The following is an 18703-nucleotide window of genomic DNA, read 5'->3' as shown; positions in this document are numbered from 1 at the left end:
GCGCTGTCGTTATGCTCCACACGCATGACCATTGAGCTGCGCCATCTGCGGGCCTTCCTCGCCATCGCGGAGGAATCGAGCGTGACCAGGGCGGCGGCCCGGCTCCATCTGACCCAGCCCGCGCTCTCCCGCTCCCTCGCGGCCCTGGAGAAGCACCTGGGCGTCCGCCTGATGGACCGTTCCACTCATCACCTCACCCTCACCGACGAGGGCCGGATCTTCCGGGAGAAGGCGGCGTCGGCCGTCGCCGCCTTCGACGACGCGGTGGACACGGCGGGCCTGCGCGGCCGGCCGCTGCGGCTGGGCCACGCCTGGGCGGCCCTGGGGCCGTACACGACACCGCTGCTGCGCCGCTGGGAGCGCGAGCATCCGGACACCCCGCTGGAACTGCTCCGTATCGACGACCGCACGGCCGGTCTCGTACGGGGCCGGGTGGACGTGGCGGTGCTGCGCGGGTCCGTGGACGAGCCGGGGCTGGTGACCGTACCGCTGTTCACGGAGCCCCGGGTCGCGGCGGTGACATCGGACGGGCCACTCGCCGCGCTGCCCCGGCTGACCCTGGCGGATCTGGCGTCGGGGCCGGTCCTGGTGAACCCGGTCTCCGGGATCACCACCCTCGATCTGTGGCCGCCGGACGCCCGCCCGGCCACCACGGTCACCGTCACCAACACCGACGACTGGCTGACGGCGATCGCCGCGGGCCGGGGCGCGGGGGTCTCGGCCGCCTCGACGGCCAAGGTGCACCCGCACCCCGGTGTGACCTTCCGCCCGCTCCCGGACGCGCCGCCGGTCCCGGTCCTGCTGGCCCACCGGGCGGGCCCGACCCACCCGGCGGTACCGCAACTGGTCGCCCTGGCCCGCGAACTGACCCGCCCACCGGGCCGGCACGGTGAACCGGCGGCGTTCAGCGGCCCGTGACGCCGGGCAACGGCACTCCCCCTGGGCTCTGCGGCCCCGGAGGCGCACCAGAGCCGCGCTGCCGGACCGCGCAGGGTTACGGCGAGTGGGAGCCGCGGACCTCCGCCGTGAACCTCCGCCGTGAACCTCCGCCGTGAACCTCCACCGCGGGCCTCCACCGCGGGCCGCACGGCACGGAGGCCACGGCCTACCGGGGGCCCGCCCGCCCACCGCACGAGGTCCGCACCGCCCTCACCCGGCCCCTGGGCGCCCCCGCCGCCCGTCACCCGGCTGTCCGAGCCTCACCCGCCCCCCGTGTCCCCCGGTGTCCCGGGCTCCCGCGCCTCCCCCTCCGCTCCTTCTCCCGTCTCCCCCGCCTGCCGCGTCTCGCCCGCGTCCTCCGCCTGCCGCGTCTCGCCCTCCGCCCCGAGCGCCTCCGCCAGGACCTCCGCGAGGTGCCGGGCCCGCCGGCCCGCCAGCTGGGCCGTCTGCGTACGGCAGGAGAATCCGTCGGCCAGGATCTCCACGGACGGCCCGGCGTTGCGCAGGGACGGCAGCAGCCGGTCCTCGGCGCAGGCCACGGAGACGTCGTAGTGGCCCGCCTCGAAACCGAAGTTGCCCGCCAGCCCGCAGCAGCCGCCGCTGAGCTCGCCGCGCAGACCCGCCCGTTCACGCAGCCGCCGGTCCGCCGCGTCGCCGAGGACCGCGTGCTGGTGGCAGTGCGTCTGGCCCGCCACCTCGCGGTCGGCGCGCGGTGGGGTCCAGTCGGGGGCGTACTCCTCCAGCGCCTCGGCGAAGGTACGGACGGACGAGGCGAGCTTGGCCGCGCGGGGATCCGAGGTCAGCAGCTCCGGCAGATCCGTCCGCAGGGCCGCCGCGCAGCTCGGCTCCAGCACCACCACCGGAACGCCCGGCTCCAGCAGCGGCTCCACCGTGTCGAGGGTGCGCCGCATCACCGCGCGGGCCCGGTCGAGCTGGCCCGTGGTGACATAGGTGAGCCCGCAGCAGACCCGGCCCGGTGGCAGCACGGCCCCGAGCCCCGCCGCCTCCATCACCCGGACCGCCGCGCGGCCCACCTGCGGCGACAGATACTCGGTGAACGTGTCCGGCCACAGCACCGCCCTCCGCCGAACCGCTCCCGGACCTCCCGGACCCCCGGGCCCTCCAGGCCGATCCAGCCCTCCTGACCCGTCCAGCCCTTCCGGCCGGCCCCGCGCCCAGCGCCGGAAGGTGACCGGCGCGAGGACGGGCAGTTCGCGCTCCGGCGCGATCCCGGCCACCCGTTTGGCGACGGCGGCCAGGGGCCGCACCCGGGCGAGCGCGTTCAGCAGGGGCGCGAAGGGCGCCGCCGCCCGCAGCCACCCGGGCAGCCGGCCCATGGTGTAGTGGGACGCCGGGCGGCGCCGTCCGGCGTAGTGGTGGTGCAGGAACTCCGCCTTGTACGTGGCCATGTCGACGCCCACCGGGCAGTCGCTGCGGCAGCCCTTGCAGGACAGGCACAGATCGAGGGCGTCCCGCACCTCGGGCGAGCGCCAGCCGTCCCGTACGACCTCCCCGGCCAGCATCTCGTGCAGCAGCCGTGCCCGGCCGCGGGTGGAGTGGGCCTCCTCGCCCGTCGCGCGGAACGACGGGCACATCACTCCCGGGCCGGGAGCCGTGTCACGGCACTTGGCGACCCCGACACAGCGGCGGACCGCGCCCGCGAAGTCACCGCCGTCCTTCGGGTAGCCGAAGACGACGTCGACGGGTTCGCGCGGCAGCACGGCGAACCGCAGCCCCTCGTCCAGCCGCGCGGGCCGTACCAGCATCCCCGGGTTCAGCCCGCCCGCCGGGTCCCACAGGTCCTTGAACCGGCCGAAGAGACCGACGAGATCGGGGCCGTACATCCTCGGCAGCAGTTCGGCGCGCGCCTGCCCGTCGCCGTGTTCGCCCGACAGGGAACCGCCGTGGGAGACCACCAGATCGGCCACCTCGGCGGAGAACCTCCGATAGGCCCGCACGCCCGCCTCGCTCAGCAGGTCGAAGTCGATCCGGACATGGATGCAGCCGTCGCCGAAGTGCCCGTACGGCGTCCCGCGCAGCCCGTGGTCGGTGAGCAGGGCGCGGAAGTCGCGCAGATAGGCGCCGAGACGGGCGGGCGGTACCGCGCAGTCCTCCCAGCCGGGCCATGCCTCGGCGCCGTCGGGGGTGCGGGTGGCGGTGCCCGCCGCGTCCTCCCGTACGCGCCACAGCGCCCGCATCCCGGCGGCGTCGGACACCACCGTCCCGTCCAGGGCGCCGGCCGCGCGGACGATCGCCGCCGCCCGGGAGCGGGCCTCGGCGGGGACGGCGCCGCCGGTCTCGACGAAGAGCCAGGCCCGGCCGCGGGGCAGCCCCCGGGCGTCGGGCACCAGATCGTCGGCCATGCCCTCGACGGTCAGGGGCCGGTGGACCAGCAGCCCGGCGGCCGCGTCGGCGGCGGCGGTCTCGTCGGGGTAGCCGAGGACGGCGAGGGCCCTCGCCGGGGGTGCCTCGACCAGCCGGACGGCCGCCTCGGTGACCACGGCGAGGGTGCCCTCGCTGCCGCAGAAGGCGCGGGCGAGGTCGGTGCCGTTCTCGGGAAGCAGCGCGTCCAGGGCGTATCCGGAGATACGGCGCGGCAGCCCGCCGGGGTAGCCGGTCCGCAGGAGAGCGAGGTTGGCGTCGACGAGGTCGCGCAGTCCGGCGGGGGCGGCGCCCGGCGCGAGGCCCCGGCCGAGGCGGAGCGGGGTGCCCCCGTAGGTGAGGACCGACAGTTCTCGGACATTGTCGGCGGTGGTGCCCCAGGCGACGGAGTGCGCTCCGCAGGAGTTGTTGCCGATCATCCCGCCGAGGGTGCAGCGGGCGTGGGTGGAGGGATCGGGGCCGAAGGTGAGGCCGAGGGGCCGTACGGCTTCCCGGAGGGTGTCCAGGACGACACCGGGCTGTACGACGGCCGTACGGGCTCCGGCGTCCACGTCCACCACGGCGTTCATATGGCGGGTGAAGTCCAGCACGACGCCGGTGCCCGTGGCCTGCCCGGCGATCGACGTACCACCGCCGCGCGCGACCACGGGCACCCCGTGGACCCGGCAGACCTCCAGTACGGCCGCCACGTCCTCGGCGTCGCGCGGTGAGACGACGCCGGAGGGGACCCGGCGGTAGTTGGAGGCGTCCATGGTCGTCAGGGCGCGGGCGGTGGCCGAGAAGTCGACCTCGCCCCGGACATGGGCGGCGAGTTCCCGCGCCAGGGCGCCCGCCCCGCCCCGTAGCGAGCCCTCCCCGCCCCGCGGTGGCGGATCACTCCGATCACGCGGCTCACCCCTGCCACGCGAGGCGCCCGTGCCACTTCCGTCCCACCGGGGGGAGCGTGGTTCAGCCATGTGTTCCAGGATGCCCGCGTCGCCCTTGTCACACCGGGAGGAAACCTTCCCCCTGAGACCATTAGGGTCCTAAGGCCCTTGGCAAACCCCGGGGTAAGCGCCCAAAGTGATCGCCAACTCTCCTATAGTGACGATCACTTGATCAGGAACTCGCGGCTCCAGTTCTGCCCCCGCCACCCCTCGGAAGGCAACACTCGATGACCGGCACCGTCCAGGCCCGATGACCCGCGGAACGCGGGCGGCCCGCCCCGCCGAGCACCGTCGTACGCTCCCCGGGACGGCGCTGCCCCAGAAGGCCGAGAACGCTCTGAAGATCGTCGTCGTCGGCGGTTTCGGAGTGGGCAAGACGACCATGGTCCGCTCCGTGAGCGAGATCCGTCCGCTGCACACGGAGGAGGTGATGAGCCGCGCCGGGCGCACCCTCGACGACACCAGCCGGGTCACCGCCAAGACCGCCACCACCGTCGCGTTCGACTTCGGCCGGATCACCATCGACACCCGCAGCATCCTGTATCTGTTCGGCGCGCCCGGCCAGGAGCGCTTCTGGTTCCTGTGGGACCGGCTGCTCGCGGGCACCATCGGCGCGGTCGTCCTCGTCGACACCCGCCGGCTCCCGGAAGCCTGGTACGCGCTGGACCGCCTGGAGCACCACGGCATGCCGTACATCGTCGCCGTCAACGACTTCGGCGGCCCCCTCCACAGCGACGAGCACATCCGTGAGGCGCTCGCGCTCGATGCCGATGTGCCGCTGGTGGAGTTCGACGCGCGGGACCACTCGTCGAGCAAGTTCGTGCTGATCGCGCTGGTCGAGCATCTGCACGCCCTCTCACTGCACCAGAAAGGCTGAACCTCGCCGGTCACCGTCTCAGCCGACGGACCGCGTGCCCGGGGCCCGGGACGACCGGATACGCTCCGAGGCGTGGCTGAGATCCGGATTCCCGCTGACATCACGCCCGCCGACGGCCGTTTCGGCGCGGGCCCCTCCAAGGTGCGTACGGAGGCGCTCGACGCGCTGGCCGCCACCGGCACCTCCCTCCTCGGCACCTCCCACCGCCAGGCCCCGGTCAAGAACCTGGTCGGCGCGGTGCGCGAGGGCGTGCGCGAGCTGTTCCAGCTCCCCGACGGTTACGAGGTGATCCTCGGCAACGGCGGTTCCACCGCCTTCTGGGACATCGCGACCCACGGCCTGATCGAGAACAAGTCGCAGCACCTGTCGTTCGGCGAGTTCTCCTCCAAGTTCGCCAAGGCCGCCAAACTGGCGCCCTGGCTGGCCGAGCCGACCGTCATCTCCGCCGACCCGGGCTCCCACCCGGAGCCCGTGGCGGAGGCGGGCGCCGACGTCTACGCCTTCACCCACAACGAGACCTCCACCGGTGTCGCCGCTCCCATCGCCCGGGTCGCCGGTGCCGACGAGGGCGCGCTGGTCCTGGTGGACGCGACCTCGGGCGCGGGCGGTCTGCCCGTCGACATCGCCGAGACGGACGTCTACTACTTCGCCCCCCAGAAGTGCTTCGCCTCCGACGGCGGCCTGTGGGTGGGTGTCTTCTCCCCGGCCGCGCTGGAGCGCGCCGCCCGGGTGCACGGCTCGGGCCGTCACGTCCCGGAGTTCTTCAGCCTGCCGACCGCCATCGACAACTCGCTGAAGAACCAGACGTACAACACTCCCTCCCTCACCACCCTCTTCCTGCTGAACGAGCAGCTGACCTGGCTGAACGGCCAGGGCGGCCTCGACTGGGCGGTCCGCCGCACGGCGACCTCCGCGCGGAACCTGTACGGGTGGGCCGAGGCGTCCAAGTACGCGACCCCCTTCGTCGTCGACCCGGCCAAGCGGTCGCAGGTCATCGGCACGATCGACTTCGCCGACGAGATCGACGCCGCCGCCGTCGCGAAGGCGCTGCGCGCCAACGGCATCGTCGACACGGAGCCGTACCGCAAGCTGGGCCGCAACCAGCTGCGGGTGGCGATGTTCCCGGCGGTCGACCCGTCGGACGTCGAGGCGCTCACGGCGTGCGTCGACTATGTGATCGAGCACCTCTGACGGGACCCGGGGGTCTCCTCTGAGGCCCGGGCCGCCGCCCTGCCCTTCGGCTCGGCTGGTCGTCCACCGCGGCCCGGAGTCCCGGGCTGGAGTCCCGGGCCGGGCGGAGCCTGACCGTCCCGGGGGTTCCGACCGGGCCGGAGCCCTGGCCGGGTGTCCGGTCCGCGCCTGGAACCCGACCTTCTGACCTGGTCAAACGCTGTTGTGAGGGCCCCGGCGGGCGTCAACCCCGCCGGGGCCCTCACCCGTACAGGTAAGCCCTGGAACACAGGACACGCCGTTCCCACCGGCTTACGAGGATGCTCTCGACACCAGCCACCAGGAGCACCAGAGGCTCCGCTGACGACCTTGTCCGCATCGTGGCCCCGCCTTCCAACGCTGAGCTTGAGGCGCCTGAGGAAGATCGTTACCCGACAACGCGAATATTGGCGCTGTCAGATAGACGACCCAGGCTCGGCACCGTAGCTTCGACGCCAGCGGCCCAACCAGGGCCGGGCGCAAGGGGGTTTCAGCATGGCGCGCGAGGAACTGACCCGACTTACCGGCAACGGCAACGGGGACTGCGGAAAGGACGACTGTCCGAACGTCTACCGCACCGCCAGCGGCTCGTTCATCGTCCAGGGCAGCGTTTCCGAGGCGTTCACACCGCCCGGAGGGGAAGCGCTCGTGGAAATCCCTGAAAACGTGCTGAGGGAGGCCGTTCGTGCTCTTGGCTGGTGAGGAATGGGCAGCACGATTCGAGGGATTCCAGCGCGAAGCATGGCGACTTGAGACCCTATCGCAGTACCTCATGCCGCAGGAGGAAGAGGAATTCGCGGCGTTCAGGGCCGGTACACGTATCGACCCGTACACCGTCTCGAACGAATACACAGACCGACTGCGTCGACAGGCAGCAGAAGGACGCTCGCAGGGGCGCGTACACATCGTGACTCGACCGCTCTCGGCCTATCTGCGATTCGAGTTCTCCCAATATTACGCACCTCATGCGCTGGCGGGTGAGAAGATCCGGATTCTGGACGTGACCAACCGGACGAACCCTTTGGAAGGAGTTCAAGATTTCTGGATCTTCGACCGCTCCGAAGTGGTTCTGATGAACTATCACCCGGACGGACGGCAGATCAATCGTGAGGTCCACGATGGGGACGTGGCCCGGTTCATCGAGTACCAGCGAATCGCGCTAGCCGAGTCGGTTCCCTTCGAGGAGTACGTGAAGGGCCTTGACGTTTGAGCCCGAGAAGCTCGGTCAGTCCAGATCCGACCTAGCAGAAGTACTGAGAGATCAGCGTAAGCGAGCCGGGAGAACGCAGACCTGGCTCGCTCGCCGCTGCACCATGTCGCAAACCAAGGTCAGCAACATCGAGAGCGGCAAACTCACACCATCACTGGTCGATGTTGAACTGATACTGGAGGCACTGGGAGCAGACGAAGCCATATCGACGGAGATTCTGTCGTTGGCAAGAAGGGCCAATACCGAATGGCAGGATCACTGGTCCTCTCGCCGCAGAGGATTGGACAAGAAACAGAATGAGCTAGCCAGGCTGGAAGCCGTCTCGAAAGAGTTCCGTTTCTTCCTCCTGTCGATGATCACGGGACTACTCGCAACGCCTGACTACGTACGCGCCAGCATTGCCGACGTGCCCGGCGATCAGTCGAAGACCGTTACGAAGAAATTGGAACGACAGCAGGTTCTTCACGAATCTTCGAAGTCGTTCACATTCATCCTTACCGAGCAAGCCGTCAGGTGGCCACTGCTGCCCCCTATGGCCATGTCTGTGCAGTTGGACAGGCTTGCATCGGTCTCCCGTATTCCGAATGTGCGCCTGGGAGTCATTCCGTTGAGCGGACACATTCCGGAAAGACCACTGAACACTTTTACGGTTTACGACCGGAGAATGGCCACCGTGGAAACGGGCACAGGAGCATTGATCTTGCGGGACCACAGAGACGTAGCGGCTTACCTCAATGACTTTGAGACATACGAGCGATATGCCATCTTCGGGAATGACTGTCGGAAACTCTTGGAGGAGTGGTCCATGATTTTTACCCGACAACGCTAATAGTCCTGGTAAAGAGCGGAGACCGCCTCTACTTTGAATCCCATTCCAGCGCGAAGGGACACGAATGAGTGCCAGAGGAAACTACTAGACAGAATCTGCAAGCGATCAGCACCGGGAGCTGCGGCAAGCGACGTCTACTTGGCAACGCGGGCAGGGGCCTCAGCCGCGGCCCGGAAAATCGCCGGGCCCTGGTGACGCGGGCGCTCGCTCGTCAGCCGATCCGGTCAGGTACCCCATATCCGCGCCGCCGCACCTCCTCGATGCGGGAGGCTATGGGCCGTCAACCCTTCAAGCACGAGGAGCCCTTCATGCCCGCTGTACTGACGACCGACCATCCGGCCTGGCTCGAGACGGCAGATGACACCGGCCGCGTACGGGCCGTGGCTACCGCGTCCGGGTACTGGGGCCTGTCGTGGGACCGCGATGGTCTGCACATGACCTGCCTGCACGGTGTCGAGGACATGAAGCCGACAGTCGTCTCCACCGATCCCGGGTGCTTGCCAGACACCGTGCCCGCCGCGCTCAGGGCCGGGCTGGAGAACCTCGGCCCGACGCGGCGCGTGGCCAACCCATCGTTGTGGGACGCCATCACCACCGCCGTTCTGCGGCAGGTCGTACGAGCGGGGCAGGCGCGAAAGTTGTACCGGACTTGGTGCTCGACTTACGGCACCACCATCGACAGTCCATACGGGCCTCTGACCATCGCCCCAGCGCCAGAACAGGTCCTGGCACTCGACGAGGATCAGTTCACGGCCGTCGGCGCCAAATTCCACCGCAGCGCCCTCCAGGCTGCCGCAACCTGCTATGAGGAATGTGCTGCTGGCTGGCGGCGCATGGAGGCTAAGGAACTGGCGGCCGCACTCACCTCCGTTCCCCGGATCGGAACGTGGACGGCGTCGGCCGCAGCGGCCGACTACACGGGTGACTTCAGCGTCTACCCGCATGACGACCTCGCCGTCCGAACCTGGGCCGCCCAGATCGCCCCCGACCACTCCTGGCCCGACAAGAAGGACAAGGCGTTCGGCCCGATGTGGACCGGAGCGGCCGGCCCCGACCGCACCGCCCTGCACACTCTGACACTCTCCACCCTCACCTGGGGCTCACACGCCCGCTGAACAGGAGGCGCTATGACGCCATTACCGCTGATCACAGGTTCCGATCCGGCACGTTCGCTCGACGCCCTCTTCGTGAACGCGCCGCTCCGCGACTACGACCAACGGCCTCGTACCAATGACTACACACTGCCCGTGCTGGGCATGGCCTACATCGCCACATGCGCGCAGCAGGGCGGCTTCAACGTAGGCGTCCTCGACGCCGAGGCACATGGGCTCGGCATCACGGCGACAGCGGAACTGGTCAATGATGCGGCACCGCGATGGACGGCCCTGAATCTCCTCGCCCCCACCTACGAGATGTCCGCACGCATCGCAGCTCAGCTCGCCCCGGACATCGCGCTGATGGCAGGCGGACACCACGCCAAGGCCATGCCCGACCGTGTCCTCGCCGACCCTCGCATGTCCAACCTCCGCGCCCTGGTCATCGGGGAAGGCGAAGTGCGAGTCGCCGCACTGCTGGAGAACGAGAAGCGCCGCTACGACCTGCCCGGCGTGCTGTGGCGTGACCGCCTGCTCGGAACCAGGGCGGTCGGCATCCCACGAGACGCACAACTGAACACCAGAATGCTCAGCCCCGACATCAACACCTTGCCCTACGTCAATCGCGCGTTCCTTCCGCAGGACCCGTACCAAGCCTCCCCTACGAGGACGGACCAGCGCCTCGCCGTCCATCGCGCCACGGCAGCGCTCAAGACCGCTGCCAGCCAGGGACACAGGGAAGCGAACATCGTCGCCAGCCGCGGCTGTCCCTACAACTGCACCTTCTGCGGAGCAGCCGTCAGCGCCAACCCGGATGTCCAGATCCGCGTTCGCGACCCCGAGAACATCATTGGCGAGCTCAACCAACTGCATGACGCATACGGGGTGACTGCCTTCCGGTTCGTCGATGACCTGTTCCTCGGCGTCGGCCGTGTCATCGAGGAACAAATGCGAGCTTTCAACCGCCACGGGATCGGCGACCGGTTCGTATGGGACGCCACCGGGCGCATCAACGTCCTCGACCGACTCTCCGACACAGAGCTGGACCGACTCGTCACCAACGGCCTGCGAGAGGTCGCCCTCGGCATCGAATCCGGCAGCAATCGCATCCTCAGGGCGATGGACAAACGCATCAACGCCGAGATGACCGAACGCGTCGCCCGCCGCCTGGTCGAACACGGCATTGGCGTCAAGGGCTACTTCATCCTCGGCTACCCCGGCGAGACCCCCGACGACCTGAACGCCACCGTGCGCCACATCCACAATCTCTGGCGCATCGCCGACAGCAACCCCGGCGACATACGCGCCAGCGTGTTCGAGTTCCGCCCCTATCCCGGAACGCCCGTGTGGCAAATCCTCACCCAAGCGGGTCACGACCCCGATGCACTCCTCGACTATGCAGACGTCGATCTGACCGAGGACGGCGCCGACGAGGCGATGCGCCAACGCGACGAATTCAACTTCTCCGTCGGCATTCAGTTCGGCGATGTTCCCCTCGCCACTGTCCGCTCCACACTGGCCACACTCACCCGCGAGCAGCACCAACGCAACCAGCCGTCCCAGGAGGCCGCCGCATGACGCAGCGACGCGGCCTGTTCATCACCGTCGACGGCCCCAGCGGCGTCGGAAAGACCACCACCATCAACGCATTGGCCGAGGAGATGACCGAGAGCGGCCTGGCCATCCGCCGGACCGCGGAGCCCTCCAGCAACCCCATCGGCACCTTCACCCGCCAAAACGCCGACGGCGTCCACGGCCACGCGCTGGCCTGCCTGGTCGCGGCGGACCGGTACGCGCACATCGAGCATGAGATCGGGCCGTGGCTCCGCGCCGGCGACACGGTCCTGTGCGACCGCTACGTCGCCTCGACACTCGTCCTGCAGCGCCTCGACGGCGTACCGCTGCCCTACCTGCTCGCCCTGAACGCTGACATCGTGCTCCCCGACCTGGCGGTCATCCTCACCGCCTCGCCCGGCTCATCGCCAACCGCATAGCCGAGCGCGGAATCCGGCACCGATTCCACCTCGACCCAACCGGGCCCGCCCGTGAGGTCGACCTCTACGCCCAAGCCGCCCAGATCCTCAAGGACAAGAACGTCAAGGTCCTCCTCCTGGACACCAGCGACACGACTCCGGCGCAGGCAGCATCCCGGATAGCCGAGACACTGCCCGGCGTCCCAGTACCGTCAGCGCACCCATCACAGCCGACAACATCCCAGGAACCATGAACCCGAGTCCCGCACAGCCCGTCATCGACACCCACGTCATTCTCCGCGACGGCGACAAGCTCCTGTTCTCCCAGCGCGGCGGACCCTACGGCTACGGACGCTGGCACATGCCCTCCGGCAAGCTCGACCGGGGCGAGCCACTGAGTGTCGGCGCTGCGCGCGAACTGCTCGAAGAGACCGGCGTCTCCGTCGAGCCGGACCACCTGCGCATGGTGCATGTCGTGCATCACCGCCAGAGCGCCAGCGTCGAACGGATCGGGTTCTTCTTCGAGGCGACCGAATGGAGCGGGGAACCCGTCAACCGGGAGCCGTCGAAGTGCCTTGGACTGGAGTGGTTCAGCGTCCACGAGCTACCCGAGGACATCATCGAGTACCCGAAACTCGGGCTCCTCGGCTATCTGAAGGCCCCCTGTGCCCTGACCGAACACGCGTGGACGTAGTTCCTGGACGACGCATGGCGATGCCCTGGGCGACGTAGGAAGCCCCGCCGCTCCGAATGACTGGAGTCGGCGGGGCTGTCTGTCGTTGCGCCGGATTGCCGAGCGAGCTGATCCTGAAGGATCAGACAGCGCCCAACTCGCCGGACTTGACCCCTGCTATGAAGGACGCGAAGGCGGGGGTCGGTATGGCGAGGGCGGGACCGTCCGAGATCTTGGAGTCACGAACAGGGACCATGCCGAGGGTGACGGCGAAGTTGGCGGCAACCTCCACGCAAGCGCCGCCGTTGTCGCTGTAGGAGGACTTGAACCAACGCGGGGACAGGGATTCGGTCGTCACGGGGTGCCCTTTCGTAACTGGTTGATCAAGTCGACAGACGCGGCTTGGGAGAGTGCGTGCGCCTGTAGTTGATGGTAGGCCCCCAGTATGGGCAGTACGAAGGTGCTGTCCCGTTCGAGATGCCCCCGATGGGCCGACTCGGCGTAGGACATGAGTGACCGGTCGGCCATGGTCAGGATGTAGAGCGGCAGGTTGAACGGGCGGCGCTCCCCCATGCCGAAGTTCGCGACCTGAAGCACAGTGTTCGGCAGTTCGGCGAACTCGACCAACCGCTGCAACTGTGCGTCCATGACAGCAGGTTCGCCGATCGGTCTGCGGATGCAGCTCTCATCCAGTACGGCCAGGATCATAGGCGGGTGTGTGCGACGGAGTGCGGCTTGTCTCTCGGCGACGACCGCGACCCGCTCGTGCGCCTGGTCTTCCGTGATCGTCCCCCGCCTGACGGCGCTGTCTGCCAGCACCGAGGCGTACTCCGGCGTCTGGAGCAGACCGGGGACAATGCCCACTTCGTACAACCGGACTTCGGCTGCCCGGCCTTCGTTCACCACGTACTCGGGGAATCCCTCCAGCAACGAACCGCGCCGGATCTCGCGCCACGCCTGTTCAAAGGTGTCGGCTGTCCCTGTGAGGTCGAAGGCGGCGTCTGCACTACGCGAGAACCGCACAGTTGGGGGTTTGCGACCAGTTTCAACGGCTGAAATGTGCGTGCTGGAGTACCCGATCCGCTCGGCCAGCTGATCTTGAGTCCAGCCGAGCGCTTCCCGTGAGCTGCGCAGACGCGCCCCGAAAGCTGCTTCCGGACCTTCCTCGGGGTTTAACTCCTTGCGGTTAACCAACGTAGACCCAACCTTTCCTTCATCTCTGACATGTTGAAGGACTGTCGACTCTAGGCCACGCTGAGCCGCCCTGGTAGCGAACAGCTACGGAGAGGAGTCGCCGTGCCTGATGACGAACTGGCTGTCGGGTCTGTCGTGTACGACACCGTGGCCGGGGTCCTGGGAGTGGTCATGGAGGTCTACGGGACGCGTTACGCGCTGCGCCCGCTGCGTGGAGGGCGGGAGTGGGACGCGTTACGGGAGGAAGTCCGGCCCGCCACCGTCGCCGACACGCTCTCGCCGGCCCTGGCGGAGCGGAACGCCAACAGCGGCCGGTGGGGGCCTGTCACATGAAGACGGGCCGCCCGGCACCTGGTGTGCGCGTTGACGGAGGGATCCGTACACCACCGCCAGCACGACGAAACGCCCCGACAGGCCGCAGCAACGGCCCGTCGGGGCTGGCCGAACCAGCTTCAGAGGAGCTGACCGACGTATGCGTGATCGTATCGCCCGTGCCCTCATATGGGTGCTCGTACAACTGCCCCTGACCCGGCGGGTCCGGCCGGGGCGGCATTCCGCCGAGCATTTCGGCGAAGCCCGCGCCCGGCGGACCGCACCCGCCCACGCCCACGCGCCGTTATCCCTGATCATCTGCGCGTCCCACACCCCGCTCCCCGAACACGTCCTCGCCCGGACCGTGCCCGTCCCCAAGCCGCCCAGGGTTCCGCCCTACCTCCACGGGTGGATCGCCGCGCAGGAGGCCGAGTGGGAGCAGCAGCGGCGGCGCCGGGTGTCCGCCGTGGCCGCGACCATGGGGTACGACGTGCCCTTCCCCTGCGACGGGTCCCCCGTGACCAGGGCGGGGATGTCCGCATGACGCGCGACGCCCTCACCGGGGATCCGCCCCCGGGGTTCCGCGCACAGTGCTGTGTCTGCGGAGAGTGGAGCCGGGCGGCGCTCCCCGTCCGCTGCATCCCCCGCACCGGTGGCGCCCCCGTAACCCTGTACGCCTGTCCCCCGCACGCCGAGAGCCTTGTTCCCGCGTCCGTGCCCGGAGAGTTGGAGCAGGATGTGTGCTCCCCTGGAGACCAGCCCGGGGAGGAGACCGGACCGAGGATGGGGCAGGGCATCGGAGCAGAGGCCGACGAGGGTGGCTGATTCACCGGGCGGGACCCCGGGGCGTGTTCCGGTCGGTCCGCAGTTTCCCGGGTCTCAGGGGTCCCCGGGGCCCGGGGCCGCGAGCGCCCCCGGCCCCTTCGCCGTGCCGCCGGCGGTCACCGGCTCAGTTTCTGGAAGCGGCCGACCGCCAGCGGCAGGAAGATCGCCGTCAGGACCAGAGGCCAGACGGCCGACATCAGGATCGCGTTCTCCTGGATCCAGCTGCCGTCGCTCGCCACCGGGTTCCCGAACAGCTCACGGGTCGCGGACGCCGTCGAGGAGATCGGGTTCCAGGCCGCGACCGCGCCCAGCCAGTCCGGCATCGTGGACGGCGGTACGAAGATGCTGGAGATCATCGTCAGCGGGAAGACGACCGCGTACAGTCCGCCCGCGGCCTCCGGGGTCGGCACCAGGAGGCCCACCCAGACGCCGACCCAGATCAGGCTGAACCGCAGCAGGATCAGGAGGGCGAAGGCGCTCACCGTGGCCATGAACCCGCCGTCCACGCGCCAGCCGGTGACGAACGCCGTCGCCGCGAGGATCGTGAGTTCGGCGGCGGCGACGATGAGATCGGTGACGCCCCGGCCGGAAACCACCGCGGAGGGGGCCATCGGCATCGAGCGGAAGCGGTCGACGACCCCCTTGGTGGTGTCGTAGACCATGGTGATCGCCGTGTTCATCAAGCCGAAGGCCATCGTCATCACGAACATCCCCGGCATCAGGAACTCGCGGTAGTCACCGCCGCCCGGCGGCTTCATCGCACCGCCGAAGACATACGCGTACAGCAGCACCGAGATGATCGGGAAGCCGAGCTGCCAGACGATGTTGACCGGCTGGCGCCGGTAGTGGGTCAGGCCCCGGCGGACGACGTTCCAGGAGTCCATGACCGCCCAGTAGGCCCGGCGCTCCCCGCCGGTGCCCACGGTGGACAGATCGACCCGGTCCGGGGCCGGGCCGCCGGCCTTCCGGGTGTCCACAGCGATGTCGCTCATGCCGCACTCTCCTCCTCGGTGTCCGTACGGTGTCCGGTCAGGCGGAGGAAGACATCGTCCAGGCTCGGGCGGCGCAGCCCGATGTCCTCCACCGCGATCCCCTGGTCCTGGAGGGCGCGCGCCACATCCGTGAGCGCGGCCACGCGGTCCGTCACGGCCGCGTGGACCCGGCGCTCGGCCCGGTCCAGCTGGGGCACGGACTCGGCCACCCGGGCCACCGCCTGCCATGCCGCGTCCAGGTCCTCGTGACCGGCGACCTGGACCTCGATACGGTCGCCGCCGACGGTGTTCTTCAGCCCGTCGGGCGTGTCGTCGGCGATCGCCCGGCCGTTGTCGATCACGGTGACACGGGAGGCGAGCTTGTCGGCCTCCTCCAGATACTGGGTGGTCAGAAGGACGGTGGTACCGCCCGCCACCAGCTCCCGCACCGCTTCCCACACCTCGCCGCGTCCGCGCGGATCCAGACCGGTCGTCGGCTCGTCGAGGAAGAGGACATCGGGCGCGAGGATCATCGACGAGGCCAGGTCCAGCCGGCGGCGCATCCCGCCGCTGTAGTCCTCGACGCCCTTGTCGGCCGCGTCCACCAGGTCGAACTGCTCCAGCAGCTCGGTGGCGCGCAGCGCGGCCCGCCGACCGCCGAGATGGAAGAGACGGCCGAACATCTCCAGGTTCTGCCGCCCGGTCATGATCTCGTCGACCGCCGCGTACTGCCCGGCGAGTCCGATACGGCTGCGGACACGGCGGGGGTCGCGGGCCACATCGATCCCGGCGACGGCGGCGTGCCCGGAGTCGTACCTGAGCAGGGTGGAGAGGACCCGTACGGCGGTGGTCTTGCCCGCGCCGTTGGGGCCGAGCAGACCGTGCACGGTGCCCCGGTGGACCGTGAGGTCGAAACCGTCGAGTGCGCGCTTCTCGCCGTACCGCTTCTCCAGCGCCTCGGCCCGCACGGCGTAGTCGTTCACTTTTCCTCCTGGGTCGGGTGTTCCCGTGCCGGATTTAACTGAGTACGGTGTACTGAGTACAGCGTACCCGCAAGAGAGTACAGCGTACCCAGTTTTTGTCCAGTGCGTTCGGGCGCACGGAGATCACGAGGAATCCACGGGGAACACATGAGGAAATAAAGTGAGGTACATGACGACCGAAACGAGCGGCAGCGGCGATGTCGCCCGCAGCCTGGAGCTGCTGTGGGGCACCGGCGAGCGCCCGAGCCGGGGGCCCAAGCCCGGCCTCACCCTCGACCGGATCGTGGCGGCGGCCGTCGAGGTCGCCGACGCCGAGGGCCTGGGCGCGGTCTCGATGCGGCGCCTGTCCACGGAGCTGGGTACCGGGACGATGAGCCTGTACCGATACGTCCCCGGCAAGGCCGAGTTGCTCGATCTGATGCTGGACCGGGTCAGCGACCCCGGCCCCTGGGACCCGCCGCCGCCCGGTGAGACGGTCGACTGGCGCGAGGCGCTGGACTCCCTCGCGCGCGGTTATCTGGAGCTGTACCGCGCCCACTCCTGGCTGCTGAAGGTCAACCAGGCGAGGACCGTGCTCGGCCCCAGCACCCTGCGGAGCCTGGAGGCCGCGCTCACCGGGCTCAGGGGGATGGGGCTGCGGGACGCCGAACTGCTGTCGGTGATCATCGCGACCCAGAGCTTCGTCTCCGGCATCGCCCGCATGGAGGCGGACTCGGCCGAGGCCATCGACCAGACCGGGCTGGGGCACGAGGAGTTCTGGAAGGTCCAGGAGCCGTTCCTGGTCAGGGCCATGGACAGCGGGGAGTATCCGCTGATGGCCCGGCTGGACGATGACACCTTCAGCCTGGAGTTCGACCACTTCGAGTTCGGCCTCCAGCGCCTCAAGGACGGTATGGAGGCCCTGGTCACGGCCCGGCAGAAGGGTTCGGGTGACGGGGAGCGGGGCGAGGAATGATGTGGGGGACGACGTGGGGGACGACGTGGGGGACGACGTGGGGGACGACGTGGGGGACGACGTGGGGGACGACGTGAGGGGGCCCGGTCGGGCCGGGGCGGTGCCCGGACCCGGCAGGGCGCCCCGTCACCCCCGGCGCCGCAGCCGCTTCACCCCGAGGACCAGCGCGGCCGCGACCACGAGCACGATGGCCCCATAGGTGAATCCGCCCCTCTCGCCGGTCTCCCCCGACGCCCCGGAGGACGGGTTCCCGCCCTGCGAGGGCGACCCGCCGCCCCCGTCACCCCTCTCGACCGCGACCCGCCGGACCTCGGACCCCTCGCCCTCCGAACCGAACATCAGGGCCTTGCCGTCGGCGGTGTAGGTGACCGCCTCCGACTGCCCCTGCATGGGGGCCCTCACCCGGTAGTCGTCACCGAGACGGCCGTTCTTCCACTCGTAGCCGCGCGCCGAGAAGTACGAACGCAGTACCAGCCGGGTGCCGTCGGGCGAGAACGCCCCGTCCGTCACCCACGGCACCTCCCCGATCCGCCGGAACGTGTTCGTCTTGGTGGAACTGAGCCGCGCCGGGCCCTCGTACAGCCCGCCGCTGTCCTCGTTCTTCGACGCGATGTAGACCCGGCCGGTCTTCGGGTGGACCATCAGCGCCTCGGCGTTGCGGGGCCCGTCCGCGTACTTCACCGTGTACTGCGTCGCCTGGACACTCATGTCCCTGAGCGCCTCGGGCTCGGGGAAGGTGTAGATCCAGACGTGGTTCCAGGTGCCGTCCTTGTTGTCACCGATGTCACCGACGTAGACCTTCCCGTCGGGCCCGATCGAGATCGCCTCCATGTCGCGCGGGGTCCCCACCCCCTGGAGGGTGACGGTCGCGACGGTCTTCCCCGTCTTCGAGTCGACCGCGAACACCCGTGGCTGGTCCTGATCGTTGTGCGTCCAGTAGATCCCCGGGTGCGTCCGGCTGGCCGCGAGCCCGCTGGACTCCGTGATCCTCGGGTCCTCGATCGTGAAGTCGGAGTCGGAGTCGGATCCGGACGCGGCGGCGGGCGTCGCGGCGAGCAGCAGGAAGAGGGCGGCGGCACCGGTGACATACGGAAGCGAACGCATGCCCCAAGCCTGCCACTCCGGGCGCGCCCCGGCCGAACCACTCGACCTGCCGGGCCGGGCGGCCGGGGCCGGACGGTCTGGAACGGGCGGTCTGGAACGGGCGGCCGGAGGGGCAAGGGGCCGGAGAGGCCGGGGGGTTCGCCGCTGGGCGGTCGCCGTCACGGACGCGGTGGGCAAGACCCCCGTACCGCACCGCCCCGCACCCACATCCGTACTGAGTACAACAACTCATGCGACCCGGTCCGCA

At 69.5% G+C, this 18703-nt stretch carries 20 protein-coding genes; 14 read left to right on the top strand and 6 right to left on the bottom strand.

Translation table 11 applies throughout. The features are described from left to right. The first annotated feature begins 24 nt into the window (after positions 1-24). On the top strand, positions 25-918 hold the full coding sequence (locus ACIBCM_RS14430; RefSeq protein WP_399242906.1) for a LysR family transcriptional regulator: 894 nt from the start codon (positions 25-27) through the stop codon (positions 916-918). A gap of 281 nt (positions 919-1199) precedes the next feature. On the opposite strand, the gene ACIBCM_RS14425 is transcribed toward ACIBCM_RS14430, so the two are convergent. Next, complete coding sequence (locus tag ACIBCM_RS14425) at positions 1200-4277, bottom strand: FAD-binding and (Fe-S)-binding domain-containing protein (protein ID WP_399242904.1); 3078 nt, start codon at positions 4275-4277, stop codon at positions 1200-1202. A gap of 220 nt (positions 4278-4497) precedes the next feature. Here ACIBCM_RS14425 and ACIBCM_RS14420 point away from each other — a divergent pair, with 220 nt between their 5' ends. The 9 genes from ACIBCM_RS14420 (at position 4498) to ACIBCM_RS14380 (ending at position 12133) form a co-directional block, all read left to right on the top strand. Further along, positions 4498-5124, top strand: coding sequence for a GTP-binding protein (locus tag ACIBCM_RS14420; protein ID WP_399242902.1), 627 nt, complete (start codon positions 4498-4500; stop codon positions 5122-5124). 72 nt (positions 5125-5196) lie between these two features. Then, on the top strand, positions 5197-6315 hold the full coding sequence (gene serC / locus ACIBCM_RS14415) for a phosphoserine transaminase (protein WP_399242900.1): 1119 nt from the start codon (positions 5197-5199) through the stop codon (positions 6313-6315). Positions 6316-6828: 513 nt separating this feature from the next. Next, entirely contained in the window at positions 6829-7035 is a 207-nt protein-coding gene (locus ACIBCM_RS14410) for a hypothetical protein (RefSeq protein ID WP_399242898.1), read from the top strand. Continuing rightward, on the top strand, positions 7019-7543 hold the full coding sequence (locus ACIBCM_RS14405) for a DUF6879 family protein (RefSeq protein ID WP_399242896.1): 525 nt from the start codon (positions 7019-7021) through the stop codon (positions 7541-7543). Before ACIBCM_RS14410 ends, ACIBCM_RS14405 begins: the two co-directional genes overlap by 17 nt. After that, positions 7533-8372 (top strand): helix-turn-helix domain-containing protein, encoded by an 840-nt coding sequence (locus ACIBCM_RS14400; RefSeq protein WP_399242894.1) that lies wholly within the window; start codon positions 7533-7535, stop codon positions 8370-8372. The genes ACIBCM_RS14405 and ACIBCM_RS14400 overlap by 11 nt, the downstream gene beginning before the upstream one ends. Before the next feature lie 308 nt (positions 8373-8680). Then, positions 8681-9487: a hypothetical protein gene (locus tag ACIBCM_RS14395; protein WP_399242892.1), complete on the top strand. Its 807-nt coding sequence runs from the start codon at positions 8681-8683 to the stop codon at positions 9485-9487. A gap of 12 nt (positions 9488-9499) precedes the next feature. Beyond that, complete coding sequence (locus ACIBCM_RS14390) at positions 9500-11044, top strand: B12-binding domain-containing radical SAM protein (RefSeq protein ID WP_399242890.1); 1545 nt, start codon at positions 9500-9502, stop codon at positions 11042-11044. Then, the gene (locus tag ACIBCM_RS14385) at positions 11041-11460 is read left to right on the top strand and encodes a dTMP kinase (protein ID WP_399242888.1); all 420 of its coding nucleotides are present in this window, start codon (positions 11041-11043) and stop codon (positions 11458-11460) included. The genes ACIBCM_RS14390 and ACIBCM_RS14385 overlap by 4 nt, the downstream gene beginning before the upstream one ends. A 229-nt stretch (positions 11461-11689) precedes the next feature. After that, positions 11690-12133, top strand: coding sequence for an NUDIX domain-containing protein (locus tag ACIBCM_RS14380; protein ID WP_399242886.1), 444 nt, complete (start codon positions 11690-11692; stop codon positions 12131-12133). A 121-nt stretch (positions 12134-12254) separates the two neighbouring features. Here the strand turns inward: ACIBCM_RS14380 and ACIBCM_RS14375 are convergent, their stop codons facing one another. Then, positions 12255-12470: a DUF397 domain-containing protein gene (locus ACIBCM_RS14375; protein ID WP_399242884.1), complete on the bottom strand. Its 216-nt coding sequence runs from the start codon at positions 12468-12470 to the stop codon at positions 12255-12257. Beyond that, complete coding sequence (locus ACIBCM_RS14370) at positions 12467-13306, bottom strand: helix-turn-helix domain-containing protein (RefSeq protein WP_399242882.1); 840 nt, start codon at positions 13304-13306, stop codon at positions 12467-12469. The genes ACIBCM_RS14375 and ACIBCM_RS14370 overlap by 4 nt, the downstream gene beginning before the upstream one ends. 102 nt (positions 13307-13408) lie before the next feature. Here ACIBCM_RS14370 and ACIBCM_RS14365 point away from each other — a divergent pair, with 102 nt between their 5' ends. From ACIBCM_RS14365 to ACIBCM_RS14355, 3 genes are all read left to right on the top strand, one after another. Continuing rightward, positions 13409-13639 (top strand): hypothetical protein, encoded by a 231-nt coding sequence (locus ACIBCM_RS14365; RefSeq protein ID WP_399242880.1) that lies wholly within the window; start codon positions 13409-13411, stop codon positions 13637-13639. Positions 13640-13778: 139 nt separating this feature from the next. Next, on the top strand, positions 13779-14162 hold the full coding sequence (locus tag ACIBCM_RS14360; protein WP_399242878.1) for a hypothetical protein: 384 nt from the start codon (positions 13779-13781) through the stop codon (positions 14160-14162). Then, complete coding sequence (locus tag ACIBCM_RS14355; protein WP_399242876.1) at positions 14159-14443, top strand: hypothetical protein; 285 nt, start codon at positions 14159-14161, stop codon at positions 14441-14443. The genes ACIBCM_RS14360 and ACIBCM_RS14355 overlap by 4 nt, the downstream gene beginning before the upstream one ends. A gap of 116 nt (positions 14444-14559) precedes the next feature. Here ACIBCM_RS14355 and ACIBCM_RS14350 read toward each other — a convergent pair whose 3' ends face one another. Further along, positions 14560-15435 (bottom strand): ABC transporter permease, encoded by an 876-nt coding sequence (locus ACIBCM_RS14350; protein ID WP_399242874.1) that lies wholly within the window; start codon positions 15433-15435, stop codon positions 14560-14562. Then, positions 15432-16397 carry an ATP-binding cassette domain-containing protein gene (locus ACIBCM_RS14345; protein WP_399242872.1) on the bottom strand — a complete coding sequence of 322 codons (966 nt, stop codon included), beginning with the start codon at positions 16395-16397 and terminating at the stop codon, positions 15432-15434. Before ACIBCM_RS14345 ends, ACIBCM_RS14350 begins: the two co-directional genes overlap by 4 nt. A gap of 169 nt (positions 16398-16566) precedes the next feature. Here ACIBCM_RS14345 and ACIBCM_RS14340 point away from each other — a divergent pair, with 169 nt between their 5' ends. Continuing rightward, positions 16567-17352, top strand: a complete 786-nt coding sequence (locus tag ACIBCM_RS14340; protein WP_399242870.1) for a TetR/AcrR family transcriptional regulator — start codon at positions 16567-16569, stop codon at positions 17350-17352. A gap of 126 nt (positions 17353-17478) precedes the next feature. Here ACIBCM_RS14340 and ACIBCM_RS14335 read toward each other — a convergent pair whose 3' ends face one another. Next, positions 17479-18456: a WD40 repeat domain-containing protein gene (locus ACIBCM_RS14335; RefSeq protein ID WP_399242868.1), complete on the bottom strand. Its 978-nt coding sequence runs from the start codon at positions 18454-18456 to the stop codon at positions 17479-17481. Positions 18457-18703 lie beyond the last annotated feature (247 nt).

The organism is Streptomyces sp. NPDC051018 (assembly GCF_044456085.1).
Lineage (GTDB): Bacteria > Actinomycetota > Actinomycetes > Streptomycetales > Streptomycetaceae > Streptomyces.
This window is presented reverse-complemented; position numbering and strand designations above follow the sequence as displayed.

Excerpts from the sequence above, each read along its gene's own strand:
- ACIBCM_RS14340 (WP_399242870.1), top strand. The coding sequence starts at position 16,567 with ATGACGACCGAAACGAGCGGCAGCGGCGATGTCGCCCGCAGCCTGGAG.
- ACIBCM_RS14350 (WP_399242874.1), bottom strand. The coding sequence starts at position 15,435 with ATGAGCGACATCGCTGTGGACACCCGGAAGGCCGGCGGCCCGGCCCCG.
- ACIBCM_RS14360 (WP_399242878.1), top strand. The coding sequence starts at position 13,779 with ATGCGTGATCGTATCGCCCGTGCCCTCATATGGGTGCTCGTACAACTG.
- ACIBCM_RS14385 (WP_399242888.1), top strand. The coding sequence starts at position 11,041 with ATGACGCAGCGACGCGGCCTGTTCATCACCGTCGACGGCCCCAGCGGC.
- ACIBCM_RS14390 (WP_399242890.1), top strand. The coding sequence starts at position 9,500 with ATGACGCCATTACCGCTGATCACAGGTTCCGATCCGGCACGTTCGCTC.
- ACIBCM_RS14395 (WP_399242892.1), top strand. The coding sequence starts at position 8,681 with ATGCCCGCTGTACTGACGACCGACCATCCGGCCTGGCTCGAGACGGCA.
- ACIBCM_RS14420 (WP_399242902.1), top strand. The coding sequence starts at position 4,498 with ATGACCCGCGGAACGCGGGCGGCCCGCCCCGCCGAGCACCGTCGTACG.
- ACIBCM_RS14335 (WP_399242868.1), bottom strand. The coding sequence starts at position 18,456 with ATGCGTTCGCTTCCGTATGTCACCGGTGCCGCCGCCCTCTTCCTGCTG.
- ACIBCM_RS14430 (WP_399242906.1), top strand. The coding sequence starts at position 25 with ATGACCATTGAGCTGCGCCATCTGCGGGCCTTCCTCGCCATCGCGGAG.
- ACIBCM_RS14425 (WP_399242904.1), bottom strand. The coding sequence starts at position 4,277 with ATGGCTGAACCACGCTCCCCCCGGTGGGACGGAAGTGGCACGGGCGCC.
- ACIBCM_RS14380 (WP_399242886.1), top strand. The coding sequence starts at position 11,690 with ATGAACCCGAGTCCCGCACAGCCCGTCATCGACACCCACGTCATTCTC.
- ACIBCM_RS14355 (WP_399242876.1), top strand. The coding sequence starts at position 14,159 with ATGACGCGCGACGCCCTCACCGGGGATCCGCCCCCGGGGTTCCGCGCA.
- ACIBCM_RS14410 (WP_399242898.1), top strand. The coding sequence starts at position 6,829 with ATGGCGCGCGAGGAACTGACCCGACTTACCGGCAACGGCAACGGGGAC.